The 14,112-nt window shown below is 61.7% G+C and carries 12 protein-coding genes; 6 read left to right on the top strand and 6 right to left on the bottom strand.

Annotated elements, in window-relative coordinates; translation table 11 throughout:
• Positions 1-33: 33 nt before the first annotated feature.
• From EIY71_RS16530 to EIY71_RS16520, 3 genes are all read left to right on the top strand, one after another.
• Complete coding sequence (locus EIY71_RS16530; protein WP_134022326.1) at positions 34-1,143, top strand: 2-aminoethylphosphonate--pyruvate transaminase; 1,110 nt, start codon at positions 34-36, stop codon at positions 1,141-1,143.
• Positions 1,144-1,200: 57 nt separating this feature from the next.
• Complete coding sequence (gene phnX, locus EIY71_RS16525) at positions 1,201-2,028, top strand: phosphonoacetaldehyde hydrolase (protein WP_085745923.1); 828 nt, start codon at positions 1,201-1,203, stop codon at positions 2,026-2,028.
• A gap of 196 nt (positions 2,029-2,224) precedes the next feature.
• Positions 2,225-2,779 (top strand): cytochrome b, encoded by a 555-nt coding sequence (locus tag EIY71_RS16520; protein ID WP_102687142.1) that lies wholly within the window; start codon positions 2,225-2,227, stop codon positions 2,777-2,779.
• Here the strand turns inward: EIY71_RS16520 and EIY71_RS16515 are convergent.
• Positions 2,776-3,684, bottom strand: a complete 909-nt coding sequence (locus EIY71_RS16515; protein ID WP_085745921.1) for a 1-aminocyclopropane-1-carboxylate deaminase/D-cysteine desulfhydrase — start codon at positions 3,682-3,684, stop codon at positions 2,776-2,778. The genes EIY71_RS16520 and EIY71_RS16515 overlap by 4 nt on opposite strands.
• 41 nt (positions 3,685-3,725) lie before the next feature.
• The gene (locus tag EIY71_RS16510) at positions 3,726-5,765 is read right to left on the bottom strand and encodes an NADPH-dependent 2,4-dienoyl-CoA reductase (protein WP_085745920.1); all 2,040 of its coding nucleotides are present in this window, start codon (positions 5,763-5,765) and stop codon (positions 3,726-3,728) included.
• A 204-nt stretch (positions 5,766-5,969) separates the two neighbouring features.
• Between EIY71_RS16510 and EIY71_RS16505 the strand changes: the two genes are divergently transcribed.
• Together EIY71_RS16505 and EIY71_RS16500 are read left to right on the top strand one after the other, a co-directional pair.
• Complete coding sequence (locus tag EIY71_RS16505) at positions 5,970-7,094, top strand: nitrilase-related carbon-nitrogen hydrolase (RefSeq protein ID WP_102687140.1); 1,125 nt, start codon at positions 5,970-5,972, stop codon at positions 7,092-7,094.
• 3 nt (positions 7,095-7,097) lie between these two features.
• Positions 7,098-8,138, top strand: a complete 1,041-nt coding sequence (locus tag EIY71_RS16500; RefSeq protein ID WP_102687139.1) for an AraC family transcriptional regulator — start codon at positions 7,098-7,100, stop codon at positions 8,136-8,138.
• A 320-nt stretch (positions 8,139-8,458) separates the two neighbouring features.
• Here the strand turns inward: EIY71_RS16500 and EIY71_RS16495 are convergent, their stop codons facing one another.
• Both EIY71_RS16495 and EIY71_RS16490 read right to left on the bottom strand, forming a co-directional pair.
• Entirely contained in the window at positions 8,459-9,316 is an 858-nt protein-coding gene (locus EIY71_RS16495; protein WP_134022324.1) for a DUF2242 domain-containing protein, read from the bottom strand.
• Positions 9,317-9,408: 92 nt separating this feature from the next.
• On the bottom strand, positions 9,409-10,308 hold the full coding sequence (locus tag EIY71_RS16490) for a LysR family transcriptional regulator (protein ID WP_134022323.1): 900 nt from the start codon (positions 10,306-10,308) through the stop codon (positions 9,409-9,411).
• Between the two features lie 122 nt (positions 10,309-10,430).
• Between EIY71_RS16490 and EIY71_RS16485 the strand changes: the two genes are divergently transcribed.
• Positions 10,431-11,636, top strand: a complete 1,206-nt coding sequence (locus tag EIY71_RS16485) for an MFS transporter (protein ID WP_102687136.1) — start codon at positions 10,431-10,433, stop codon at positions 11,634-11,636.
• A 60-nt stretch (positions 11,637-11,696) separates the two neighbouring features.
• Here EIY71_RS16485 and EIY71_RS16480 read toward each other — a convergent pair whose 3' ends face one another.
• Together EIY71_RS16480 and EIY71_RS16475 are read right to left on the bottom strand one after the other, a co-directional pair.
• Entirely contained in the window at positions 11,697-13,568 is a 1,872-nt protein-coding gene (locus EIY71_RS16480; RefSeq protein ID WP_129973751.1) for a SurA N-terminal domain-containing protein, read from the bottom strand.
• Between the two features lie 231 nt (positions 13,569-13,799).
• Positions 13,800-14,072 carry an HU family DNA-binding protein gene (locus EIY71_RS16475; protein WP_002552737.1) on the bottom strand — a complete coding sequence of 91 codons (273 nt, stop codon included), beginning with the start codon at positions 14,070-14,072 and terminating at the stop codon, positions 13,800-13,802.
• Positions 14,073-14,112 lie beyond the last annotated feature (40 nt).

Raw genomic sequence — 14,112 nt, 5'->3', positions numbered from 1 at the left:
TTCATCCCACAGCGCTATCGCGAGGACACACGAATGAGTACTGCCGCACCCATCCTGCTCACTCCCGGCCCGTTGACCACCTCGGCCCGCACCCGCCAGGCGATGATGGTCGACTGGGGTTCATGGGATGACCGCTTCAACCAACTGACCGCCAGCCTGTGCGAACAACTGCTGGCGATCCTCAACGGCGCCGACAGCCATCACTGCGTACCTTTGCAGGGCAGCGGCACCTTCGCTGTCGAAGCCGCGATCGGCACCCTCGTCCCCCGCGACGGCAAGGTGCTGGTGCTGATCAACGGCGCCTATGGCAAGCGTCTGGCGAAAATCTGCGAAGTGCTCGGCCGCTCGTTCAGCACCTTCGAAACCGCTGAAGACGAACCGACCACCGCTGCCGACGTCGACCGCCTGCTGCATGCCGACAGCGACATTACCCACGTCGCGCTGATCCATTGCGAAACCAGCACCGGCATTCTCAATCCTTTGCCGGAGATCGCCCAGGTTGTCGAGCAACACGGCAAACGCCTGATCATCGATGCCATGAGTTCCTTCGGCGCGTTGCCGGTGGATGCGCAAAAAGTACCGTTCGATGCGCTGATCGCCGCATCGGGTAAATGCCTGGAAGGCGTACCGGGCATGGGCTTCGTGTTTGCCCGCAAGGAATCTCTGGCCGCAGCCGCCGGCAATTCGCATTCGCTGGCGATGGATCTGTTCGACCAGCACAGCTACATGAAAAAGACCGGCCAATGGCGCTTCACCCCGCCGACCCACGTGGTCGCCGCGTTGCATGAAGCCCTGCTGCAATACAACGAAGAAGGCGGCCTGCCGGCGCGGCATGCGCGTTACGCCGCCAACTGCCAGGCACTGATGGAAGAGATGGGCAAACTCGGCTTGCGCAGCTTCCTGCCTGCTGCGATTCAGGCGCCGATCATCGCGACCTTCCACGCACCGAAAGATCCGCGCTACCAGTTCAAGGACTTCTACGAACGGGTCAAGGCCAAGGGTTACATCCTCTACCCCGGCAAGCTGACCCAGGTCGAAACCTTCCGCGTCGGCTGCATCGGCCACGTCACCCCCGCGCAGATGCGCGAAGCCGTCGCGGCGGTGGGTGAAGTGCTGCGCGAGATGGAAGTGCTCGACATCTGATTCACCCGGCCCGCTCCCTCATTTGAATTGCATTGCCCACACAGGATTCTGACCAACATGAACTACAACAACCCAACCCAGCTGCAAGCCGCCATCCTCGACTGGGCCGGCACCGTGGTCGATTTCGGTTCTTTCGCACCGACCCAGATCTTCGTCGAAGCCTTCGCCGAGTTCGACGTCCAGGTTTCCATCGAAGAAGCCCGTGGCCCGATGGGCATGGGCAAGTGGGATCACATCCGCACCCTGTGCGATCAGCCGCAGGTTGCCGAGCGCTATCGCAAGGCGTTCGGCCGCACCCCGACCGACGATGACGTGACCGCGATCTACAACCGCTTCATGCCGCTGCAGATCGAGAAAATCGCCGAGCATTCGGCGCTGATTCCCGGCGCGCTGGAGACCATCGCCAACCTGCGTCAGCAAGGGATCAAGATCGGTTCCTGCTCGGGTTATCCGAAGCAGGTGATGGACAAGGTTGTGGCACTCGCCGCCACCAACGGCTACGTCGCCGACCACGTCGTCGCCACCGACGAAGTGCCGAACGGCCGCCCATGGCCAGCCCAGGCGCTGGCCAACGTGATTGCGCTGGGCATCGACGATGTCGCCGCCTGCGTGAAGATCGACGACACCGTGCCGGGGATTCTCGAAGGCCGTCGCGCCGGCATGTGGACCGTGGCGCTGATCTGCTCCGGCAACGCGCTGGGCCTGGATTACGAAGGCTATCGCGCACTGGGCAGCGACGCCTTGGCCAGTGAGCGCAAGCGCATTCACGCGCTGTTCGAAGGTTCGCGCCCGCACTACATGATCGACACCATCACCGATCTGCCGGAAGTGATTGCCGACATCAACAAGCGCCTGGCCAACGGCGAGATGCCGCAAAGCAGCTGATAGCGCCGTCTGCCGCAAACAAAAACGCCAGTGTCTGCCCGACACTGGCGTTTTTTCATGGGCGTTTTCAGTCAAATCGCTGACTCAGCTCAGTGAAAGCTTTTTTAGCCTCGGGCAAACGCGCCAAAGGGGATTACAGTTAAGGCATGCCGTCGCAGAACGGCACGCTTGAGCCCTGAACCGTGAGGAACGCCGTATGCCGTGGACAAATTCCGAATCCCGTTACAGCACCGTGTCGATCCTGTTGCACTGGCTGATGCTGGTGCTGTTGGTGCTGGTGTACGCCAGCATGGAATTGCGCGGGCTGTTTCCCAAGGGCAGCGGCGGTCGCACGCTGATCCGCGAAGTGCATTATATGCTCGGGCTGACCGTGTTCGTGCTGGTCTGGTTTCGCCTGTTCGCCCGCAGCCTGGGCCCGGCGCCGAAAATCTTCCCGGCCTCGCCACAGTGGCAAACCACCCTCGCACGCTTGATGCATTGGGCCTTGTACCTGTTCATGATCAGCATGCCGATTCTCGGCTGGCTGATCACCAGCGCCGAAGGTCATCAGGTGATGTTCTACGGTTTCGACCTGCCGTTGCTGGTGAATGAAGACAAGGTGTTCGCCAAAGACGTCGAGCACTGGCATGTGCTGATCAGCACCATCGGCTACTGGCTGATCGGCCTGCATGCGCTGGCGGGGATCTATCACCATTACGTGGTGCGCGATAACACGCTGCTGCGGATGATGCCCAAGCGCAGCCAGGGTTAACCGTCGAATCCACGCCGACCCTGCAAGCCGCCGGTGTGGACGAAGATCAAGCGTGAACCGCGGGCAAAGCGACCCGCCTCGATCTGTTGTTTGAGCGCCAGCAAGGCTTTGCCGGTGTACAGCGGTTCGAGGGGAATGCCGCTGGCCTGTTCGGTTTGCGCGATGAATTCAAGCAACGCCGGATCGACCTTGGCGAAACCGCCACGACTGGCGTCGATCAGTTCGTAGCCTCCAGCCTTGCCCACAATTGCCTCGAGATTGGCCGCGACGCCGTGATCGTCGGGCACGGCCATTGCGCCGTACACCGCATGTTGTCCGGACTCGGCCAACACCAATCCCGCGAGCGTGGTGCCCGTGCCGCAGGCCAGCCACCAACCGTGGTAGTCGTCCCAGCCGAGCTTACCGAGTTGTTGACTGACCTGATCCTTCAGTGCCGCGCAGCCCTGCGCGCCCGGCAACCCGCCGCCCCCTTCAGGCACCGGATGCAGCGTCGGATACTGCGCCAGCCACGGCTGCCAGAACCCCGGCTCGTGCCGCGCCCTATAGCCGCCGTAACCGAGCCAGTGCAGCTGCATGCCGAAATCCCGCAGATCCCTCACCGTCGGCGTGTCCTGCTGATGCCCGCGCAACAGCCCGACCGTTGCGAATCCCAGGCGTTTGCCCGCAGCCGCCAGCGCATGCAGATGATTGGAGTGCGCACCGCCCAGGCTGATGATGCCTTCGGCGCCCGCACGGTCGGCAGCTTTGAGATGTTCGACGAGTTTGAACCATTTGTTGCCGCTGATCAGCGGATCGATCCGGTCGAGACGCAGGATCGCGACTTCAACGCCGGCGGCGGTGAGCCAGTCCAGATGAAGCGCTTCGAGGGGGGCTTGAGGTAGCCAGTCGGTGGGAGGCAGAAACATAAAGGCCGGCTCTGTGCAAAGAGCCGGCATTCTAGGGTGGATCAGAGCTCGGCGGCCAGACGCGAACCCTGATTGATCGCACGTTTGGCATCCAGTTCGGCCGCCACATCGGCGCCGCCGATCAGGTGCACGTTCTGCCCGGCTTCGACCAGACCGTCGTGCAGCTCGCGCAGCGGATCCTGGCCGGCGCAGATGACGATGTTGTCCACCGGCAGCACTTGCGGCTCGCCGGTTTCGCCGATGCGGATGTGCAGGCCTTCGTCGTCGATCTTCAGGTATTCGACGCTGTTGAGCATCTGCACCTGCTTGTTCTTGAGACCGGTGCGGTGAATCCAGCCGGTGGTCTTGCCCAGACCGTCGCCGACCTTGGATTTCTTGCGTTGCAGCAGGAACACGTCGCGCGCCGGTGCGTGCGGTGCAGCCTTGATCCCGGCCACGCCACCACGGGCTTCCAGATTCGTGTCGATGCCCCACTCTTTCCAGAACGCGGCGCGATCCTGACTGGTGGCCACGCCTTCATGGACGAGGAATTCCGAGACGTCAAAACCGATACCGCCGGCACCGATCACCGCCACACGCTTGCCGACCGGTTTGCGCTCAAGCAACACATCCAGGTAGCTCAGCACCTTGGCGTTCTCGACACCCGGAATCGCCGGCAGACGCGGCGCAATGCCGGTCGCCAGGATGACTTCGTCGTAACCGCCCTCGACCAGTTTCGCCACGTCGACGCGGGTGTTCAGGCACACCTCGACGTTGGTGGTCTGCAGTTTGCGTTTGAAGTAGCGCAGGGTTTCGTAGAACTCTTCCTTGCCCGGCACACGTTTCGCGACGTTGAACTGGCCACCGATTTCGCTGGCCGAATCAAACAAGGTCACCTGATGCCCGCGCTCGGCGGCCACGGTGGCAGCGGACAGACCGGCAGGACCGGCACCGACCACGGCGATCTTCTTGATCTGCTTGACCGGCAGGTAGTTGAGTTCGGTCTCGTGGCAGGCACGCGGGTTGACCAGGCAACTGGTGAGCTTGCCGCCGAAGGTGTGATCGAGGCAGGCCTGGTTGCAACCAATGCAGGTGTTAATTTCGTCGGCGCGGCCTTCAGCTGCCTTGTTGACGAAGTCCGGATCGGCGAGGAACGGCCGCGCCATCGAGACCATGTCGGCATCGCCTTCGGCGAGGATCTGCTCGGCGACTTCCGGGGTGTTGATACGGTTGGTGGTGATCAGCGGAATACTCACCGAGCCACGCAGCTTGGCGGTGACCTTGCTGAACGCCGCACGCGGCACTTTGGTGGCGATGGTCGGGATCCGCGCTTCGTGCCAGCCGATACCGGTGTTGATGAGGGTCGCGCCGGCCTGCTCGATGGCTTTGGCCAGGGTGACGATTTCTTCCCAGGTGCTGCCGCCTTCCACCAGATCGAGCATCGACAGACGGAAGATGATGATGAAGTTCGGGCCGACCGCTTCACGTACGCGGCGTACGATTTCCACCGGCAGGCGCATGCGGTTTTCGTAGCTGCCGCCCCAACGGTCGGTGCGGTGGTTGGTGTGGGCGGCGAGGAACTGGTTAATGAAATAACCTTCCGAGCCCATGATTTCCACGCCGTCGTACTCGGCGGTCTGGGCCAGTACCGAGCAGGTGACGAAATCGCTGATCTGCTTCTCGATGCCTTCCTCGTCCAGCTCTTTGGGCTTGAACGGGTTGATCGGCGCCTGGATGGCGCTCGGCGCGACCTGTTTCGGGCTGTAGGCATAACGGCCGGCGTGGAGGATCTGCATGCAGATCTTGCCGCCCGCATCATGCACAGCGCGAGTGACTATGCGGTGCTTGAGCGCTTCTTCCTCGGTGGTCAGCTTGGCTGCGCCGGAGTACACACCGCCCTCGTCGTTCGGGCCGATACCGCCGGTGACCATCAGGCCGACACCGCCACGGGCACGCTCGGCAAAATACGCCGCCATGCGTTCGAAACCACCCGGCTTCTCTTCAAGGCCGGTGTGCATCGAGCCCATCAGGGTGCGGTTGCGCAGCGTGGTGAATCCCAGGTCCAGCGGGGCCAACAGGTGCGGGTATTGAGTGGCGGTCATCGTTAACTCCACAGCAGCGATCACGGAAAATGCGGGAGCTCTGCGTCCCCCGTCAGTCATGCTCGACAGATTAGGAGTCGCATCGCTGTCACTCAATGACCGAAACTGACAAGTTATTGATCCAAATGCGCAGCGCCCCTTGGCAAGCCGGGGCTGGCGCCCTACCCTGTCCGCACACCCTGTACCCGGTTGTTGTTGGATTTCATGCGCAAACTTCTGTACCTGACTTTTTCCATGGCGCTCATCGCCGCGCTCACCTTCTACGCCATGTGGGCGGCTGACCGCCCGGCCGGTCATTACCTGTCGGACCTGCGGATCAAACTGGCGGTCGATCAGGGCACGCCCGCCGATCGCGGCAACCTGCTGGGCATCCAGCCCGAGCTGTTCCCCACCGACTACCAAAGCCCCGAACGCCTGCACCGCAAGCTCGCCGCCTATTTGCAGCAGGCGCAGGATCAGGGGCTGTTGAATGATAAAACCGTGGTCATCCTGCCCGAGCATGTCGGCACCTGGCTGATGATCAGCGGCGAGAAAGACGAGCTGTACCAGGCCGCCACCCTCGCCGAAGCGATGAACTGGCTGGCCGCGAGCAATCCGGTGCAATTTGCTCGCGCCTGGCTCGCCGCCAAGGGCAGCAGCCGTCTGGATGACGCGCACCTGCGGATGAAATCCCGGGACATGGCCAAGAACTATCAGGCGCTGTTCGGTGGCCTGGCCAAGGAATTCCACATCACCCTGGTGGCCGGCTCGATCGTATTGCCTGAACCGAACATCATCGATGGCCGGCTCAAGACCGGCAGTGGTGAGCTGTACAACAGCACCGTAGTGTTTGGCCGCGACGGTGCCCCGCTCGGCCAGCCACAACGGCAGATGCGCCCGATCTTCGATCAGGACGACAGCTCCGGCGAGGCTTCCCGGATCAATGTGGTCGATACCCCGGCCGGGCGCCTCGGCGTGCTCATCGGCAGAGACAGCTGGTATCCGGACAACTACCGCAAACTGGATGAGCAAGGCGCGCAACTGATTGCGGTCCCGGCGCTGATCACAGGTCATGGCGTGTGGGATCAACCGTGGAAGGGTTACAAAGGCTTGAGCGTGCCGGACTCGGTCAGCCTGAAACCGGGAGCCGTCAGCGAGGGCCAGGCCTGGCACCAATTGACCCTGACCGCGCAACCGTCGGCCAGCAAGGCGCTGGCCGGCATGAGTGTGTTTCTGCGCGGGCAGTTCTGGGACAAACCGAGTTCCGGGCAAAGTTTCCTCAGCAGCAACGGCCAGCAATTCGCTGACAGCGAAGCCCGTGGCGCGCGCCTGCTGAACCTCTGGTTGTAACCCATGAAACCGCAGCCCATGCGTCTCGGGGATCTGTCGGTGGGCTTCGTCCACAGCCTGGCCGATGCCGTGCGCAGCCATGACGTCGATCCGCTGCCATTGCTCGAGCAGTACGGCCTGGATGCCGCACGACTGGCCGAAGCCGGGGCGCGCCTGTCGATCCCGCGCTACATGCGCCTGGGGCATGGCGCGATTCAGCTTACCGGCGATCCGGCACTGGGTTTGCGCATGGGCCGGCTCAGTCGCCTGAGTCAGGCCGGGCTGGCCGGTGTGACCGCCGCGCAGGCGCCAACCGTGCGCGAAGCCGCTCGCTGCCTGACTCGCTTCGAACCCTTGTACGGCTCCAACTATCGCGGCCAGTCGAGTTTCCACGAAGACGCCAGCGGTGCGTGGCTGCGCTTCTACTCGATCAGCCCGTACAACGCCTACAACCGCTTTGTGGTGGATTCGATCATCGCCGGCTGGCTGCAGCAGTTGTCCAGCGTCAGCCCCGAGCCCTTGCGCACCGAGCGGATCGAGATCGAATTCGATAGCCCGGATTATCGCGACGCTTATGCGGTGCTGGGCGATTGCCCGATACAGTTCGGCGCCGAACACAATCAATTGCGTCTGAGCCTCACCAGCCTGGCCCAACGCAACCCGGAGCATTGCCCCAGCACCTGGAAACATTTGCTCGGTCTGTGCGAACGGGAACTGGAGCAATTGACCCGCACCCGCAGCCTGCGTGAACGCATCACGCAATTGCTCGGGCCATTGCTCAATGGCGGCCGGGAACCGGACCTGGAAGAAGTGGCGGCACGCCTGAAGCTGCCGACCTGGACGTTACGGCGAAAGCTGGCCGAGGAAGGCACGCAGTTTCGCGCGATCCTCAATGACACCCGCCGTGATCTGGCGATGACCTACATCCGCGACACCGAACTGGCATTCGGTGAAATTGCCTACCTGCTGGGCTTTGCCTCGGCCGAAGCTTTCCAGCGCGCCTTCAAGCGCTGGAACGGCCAGACACCGGGCGAATTTCGCCGCAGTCACCGCAAGACAGGCTGACGCCTCACAGCTCGGTGGCGTCTTCCGCAGGCTCTGGTGAATCCAGCTCAAAGGCCTGGAATTCGAGCAGTTCTTCTTGATAGTCATCCATTGCGTAATCCCCCTACTGCTTGCTTGAAATGGCCTGGAACAAATGACCAGTGCCTCGAGCATAAAGTGCCCGTGTGAAGGAAAAATGAAACGCGTCCTTCATCAAATAAACGTAGCAGGCGGTCAGGAATTTATCGCGGGAAATTTTTCGACAGGGCTGGCAGGAAGAAGCTCAAGGGAGATAACAAAACGCCACGCGTCCGACAGAGGTCGGAGGCGTGGCGTAAAGCTTACTGACCGGAGGCAGGCATGGCCGGAATCGGCTCGGAGGGCGGCGGCATGTCCGTCGGGTTGGCCGGCGGCGTGATGGTTTCCGTCGCAGGCGCAGGCTCGGCAACTGGCGCCGGGGTGATCGGTGCAGCTTCGGCCGGCGGTGCTACAGGTTCGGAGCTGGCAGGGGCCGCTTCTGCAGGCGCTGGTGCCGCAGCGGGCTCAGCGGCCGGCGCTGGGGCCGGGGTCGGTTCAGCCGCAGGGGCTGGAGCCAGCGGAGCCGGCGTCGCCTTGGCTTCCGGCACACCCAGGTCGGTCTTCGGTTTCTCGGTGATGTGCGCGGCTTTCTTCGCATCGGCCGGCAGGAACAGCTCGACCAGCGTGAAGAAACGCTCGTAGAACTTCTGCGACGACACGGTTTCGCTGGCGACCTTGACCATCGAATCGTCAGACGAGCCGATCGGCATCGACACCGAACCCAACACTCCGACACCGAGGCTGGCCGAGTTGTTGGTCTTCTTCAGTGCGTAGCGGTCCTGCAGGGCGTTGGCGAACACGGTGGCGTGATGGCCGGCGCTGCCATCATCGGCGCACACCACGTTGAAGCTGATCTCCAGGTGGGTTTCGCCGGTCTGCTGGAAGCTCTTGTGCCCGCTGACCAGTTTCGGGTCATTGCTGGTAATGATGTAGCCCTGGCTGAGCAACGCTCGGCGGGCCGCTTCGCAACTGGCGGTGTCGGTCACCGGGTAATTGCGCGAAAAGGTGCCGGAGTCGTCGAAATTCTCATGCTCGTAGATGGGCTTGTCCTTGGAGCAGCCGGCAGCGGCGGTCAGCAACAACGCCAACCCGATGAAACGCACGGGAATAGAATTCAACATTAAACATCCTGAGGGAAAACGGTCCGGGGCGTATTGTGCAACAGATCGCTGCCCCGCGGCGTATGGATTAGTGTCTTAAAACAGTTACAACTCTACCGGTCATGAGCGACAGGAAAAAGTCGCGCCGATAAATGATCGATGAACACCCGCAATTTGGCAGTTGCGTGCCGGCTCGACGGCCACAAAACCCAGAACTGCCCGACGTGCTGCAGATGCTCCTCCAGTACGCGCTGCAGGCGACCCTGTTGCTGAGATTCATGGATCATGAAGTCCGGCAGACAGGCGATGCCCATGCCCGCCAGCGCCGCATGCCGCACGGCTTCGATCGAGGTACTGACCAGACGTGTCGGCAGGGTCGGCTCGGGCGCGCCCTCCTCGCGTTTGAGCGGCCAGGACTCCAGTTTGCCCGTGGCGTGAAACGTATGGCGCAGGCAGGCGTGCTGCGTCAGTTCGGCCGGGGTCTGAGGTTCGCCGCACTCGCGCAGATACGCGGGACTGGCCACCAACACCATATGAAACTCGCCCAACGGTCGTGCCATCAGTCGCGAGTCTCGCGGTTTACCCGTTCGGATCACCGCATCGAAACCTTCGTCCACCACATCCACCATGCGATCGGTCAGGTCCAGATCCAGCTCGATCTGCGGATACAGCGCCATGAACTCGTTCATGACCGGCATCACCAGGTCATGCACCTGCGGCAGGCTGACCCGCAACTTGCCGTGAGGCGCCGCTGCGGCATCGCACATTTCAAATTCAGCCGCTTCGACCTCCGCGAGGATCTTGCGGCAACGTTCAAGAAACAGCGCGCCTTCGCTGGTCAGCGTGATGCTGCGAGTGGTGCGGTGAAACAACCGCACATTGAGCCGTGCCTCCAGGCGGGCGATGCTTTTGCCGACCGCCGACGAAGACACGCCCTGCAAGCGACCGGCCTCGGTAAAACTGCGGGTTTCCGCCACCTGCACGAACACCGAAATACGGCCCAGGCTGTCCATTTATCCCTCCCTGATTCACGACATTCTTGTCCGAGATGTTCGGAACCCTAACCTGTTTTTCCCGAATGTGCAGCGCCCTACCCTATGGCCTTCGTCTCCTTTGGCAAAATGGAAACCCGCCCATGAACGATGCGCCACTCACTTCCCCCACGCTCGCCGGCACCGTCGAGCCCGCAGAACGATTACCGCTGGGTGCATTGCTCGCACTGGCCACCGCCGGATTTATCACCGTGCTGACCGAGGCGATGCCCGCCGGCCTGTTGCCACAGATGAGCGCGGGGCTTGATGTCTCTCAGGCCCTGATCGGGCAACTGGTCACGCTGTACGCCATTGGTTCGATGCTGGCGGCCATTCCACTCACCATTGCCACCCGGGGTTGGCGTCGACGCCCGCTGCTGCTGTCGGCCATTGGTGGGTTCGCCATTGCCAACAGCATCACTGCGCTGTCGGAGCTGTACTGGCTGACCCTGATTGCACGCTTGATCGCGGGCGTATTCGCGGGGCTGCTGTGGGCGTTGCTGGCCGGCTACGCAAGCCGGATGGTCGCACCCCACTTGCAAGGCCGGGCCATTACGGTGGCCATGCTCGGGGCACCCCTTGCGCTGTCGCTGGGCATTCCGGCCGGGACGCTGCTGGGCACGGCGGTCGGCTGGCGCCTGAGCTTCGCGATCATGACCGGGCTGACCGTGCTGCTGGTGATCTGGGTGCGTTGGCAAGTACCGGACTTCGCCGGTGAACGCGCCGGCAAACGCCTGCCACTGCGCCAGGTGTTTACCCTGCCGGGCGTGCGATCCGTGTTGTTTGTAACCTTGTCCTACGTCGTCGCGCACAACCTGCTGTACACCTACATCGCGCCATTTCTGGAGCCATCGGGACTTGGCGGAGAAATCGACCGAGTGTTGCTGGTATTCGGCCTGGCGTCAGTACTGAGCCTGTGGATCGTCGGCAGTCTGATTGATCGCTGGCTGCGTCAGTTGGCGCTGGTCAGTGCAATGCTGTTCCTGCTGTCAGCGATCGCACTGGGCCTGTGGCGCGAATCGCCGGGCGTGGTCTACACCGCCACCGCCGTCTGGGGTCTGGCGTTCGGCGCGATGCCCTCGCTGTTGCAGACAGCCCTGGCGAAAACTGCCAAGGAGGCTGCCGATACCGCGCAATCGATGCTGGTGACTCTATGGAATGTCGGCATTGCCGGCGGCGGGCTTGCGGGCGGTCTGCTGCTGAACAACCTGGGCGTCGGGAGTTACCCGTGGATTGTCGCGGGTCTGTTGCTGCTGACTCTGTATGCGACCACCAATGCCCGGAGCCATGGTTTCCCGAACGCCGGATAGCGTGCATAAAAAAGCCCCGGATTTGCATCCGGGGCTCGGGTCTTGCGGCTCAGCCAAGCATCAGAAACGCTTGATGTCGGCTTCGGCTTCCAGCTGTTTGCGGTACGCCGCGAAGTCTTGCTGGCCCACGCGCGATGCGAGGAAGCGACGGTATTGCGCTTTCTCTTCATCGGTCGGAGCCGCCGCTTCGTTCACACCGTTCAGGCGCACGATGGTCAGGCTGCCGTCCGCCAGCGTAACGCTGGTGAAGGTCGGCTTGTCCTTCGCGGCCGGTTTCGGCATGCGGAACAACGCTTGCAGCACCGCCGGATCAACGCCTTCCTGAGCGCGGTTTGCTGCTTCGGTAACTTTCCAGCTCTGACCGTCCACCGCCTTGTCCAGCGGGTTCTTGCCATCACGCAGACTGGCGATCAGTTGCTCCGCCTTGGTCTTGGCAGCCGCGCTGGCGTGCTCTTTGGTCAACTGGGCGCGAATGGCGGTGGCCACGCTTTCCAGCGGCAATTGAGCAGGCTTCAGGTGCTCCTTGGCGCGCAGCACGATCACGGTTTCCGGATCCAGCTCGATGGCGGTGCTGTTGGCACCCTCTTCCAGCACTTCGGTGCTGAACGCAGCAGTCACAACGGCACGGTTGGCTGCAACGCCTTCGCCACCTTCACGGCCAAACGGCTTGGAGGTGTGCACGGTCAGTTTCAGGTCCTGCGCTGGCTGGGCCAGGTCGGATGCTTCGAACGAAGAGTCTTCCAGTTGCTTGGTCGCCTCGACGAAACGCTGCTCGACTTGCTGGGTTTTCAGCTCGCGGGTCAGCTTGTCTTTCAGGCTGGCCAGCGTCGGCACTTCAGGCGCCTCGACACCCAGCAGCTTGATCAGGTGGAAACCGAAGTCGGTGCGAACCGGCTCGGACACCTGATCCTTGTTCAGCGAGTACAGGGCTTTCTCGAAGGCCGGATCGTAAACGCCAGGACCGGCATAACCCAGGTCACCGCCGTTGTTGGCCGAACCCGGATCCTGCGAGAACTCCTTGGCCAGCGCTTCGAATTTCTCGCCCTTGGCCAGACGCGCCTGGACTTCTTCGATCTTCGCCTTGGCCTGAGCTTCGGTGGTCTTGTCGTTGACTTCGATCAGAATGTGCGCAGCACGACGCTGTTCCGACAGGTTGGCGATCTCTTTCTGATACGCCGCCTGCAGGTCTTCGTCCTTGACGGCGACCTGATCGAAGAACGAAGCCTTCTTCAGCTCCAGGTAATCGATGACCACTTGATCCGGGGTCATGAATTCCTTGGCGTGCTCGTCGTAGTAAGCCTTGACCTCGTCATCGGTCAGCTTCACGGCCGAAGGGTCAGCCTTGATGTTCAGCGTGGCGAAATCGCGGGTCTGTTTTTCCAGACGGGCGAAGGCCAGCACCTGAGCATCGGTCACGAAACCGCTGCCTGCCACACCGGCGCGCAGTTGGCCGATCAGCATTTCCTGAGCCAGCATCTGGCGGAACTGCATGCGGCTGTAGCCCAGTTGACGGATCACCTGATCGAAACGGTCGGAGCTGAACTTGCCGTCGACCTGAAATTCAGGCGTCTGCAGGATCACTTGATCCAGGGCCGCTTCGGAGAAAGCGAATTTCGATTGTTCTGCGCCTTGCAGCAGCAGCTTGCGATCGATCAGACCCTTGAGGGCCGATTCGCGCAGCATTTTTTCGTCCAGCAAGGAAGCGTCGAAGTCCTTGCCCAGTTGTTGCATCAGCTGACGGCGTTGCATATCCACCGCCTGGCTCAGCTCGTTCTGGCTGATTTCTTCACCGTTGACCTTGGCCGCCTCATTCTTGTGAGTCGTGGCCTGGAAAATGGCGTCGAAACCGGTCAGAGCCATCAGTGCAACGATGACTCCGATAATGGTCTTGGCAATCCAGCCTTGTGAATTGTCCCTGATATTCTGCAGCATGCGTCCCCCAGAAACGGTTGAACTTCAAAATTAGGCAACCGTGGAGCGTGGGTAGAATCCGGATAGAAGAAAGGCGCATCCGAGGATGCGCCTTCTCGTAACTGGCGGAGCGGACAGGGCTCGAACCCTCGATCCCGGTGTGACAGGCAGCTATTCCAACCGCCTGCTCTACCGCTCCGCTGCCAAGTCAGGCATGACCCCGACCCGGATGGGTAAAAACCTGAATCAAACTTAGTTGACGGCTTCTTTCAGGGCTTTACCGGCTTTGAAACCTGGCTTTTTGGCTGCCGCGATTTCCAGAGTCTTGCCGGTCTGTGGGTTACGACCAATGCGAGCTGGACGATCAGTCACGGAGAAAGTACCGAAACCAACCAGAACAACGGAGTCGCCAGCCTTGAGAGCGCCAGTGACGGATTCGATTACAGCGTCCAGCGCACGGCCAGCAGCAGCTTTCGGGATATCAGCGGATGCAGCGATAGCATCAATCAGTTCCGACTTGTTCACTCTAAGTCCCCTTATATCTATTTGAGTATGATTCTAAGTT

The sequence above is a fragment of the Pseudomonas sp. CH235 genome (assembly GCF_004368175.1).
GTDB classification, from domain to species: Bacteria; Pseudomonadota; Gammaproteobacteria; order Pseudomonadales; family Pseudomonadaceae; genus Aquipseudomonas; species Aquipseudomonas paraglycinae.
This window is presented reverse-complemented; position numbering and strand designations above follow the sequence as displayed.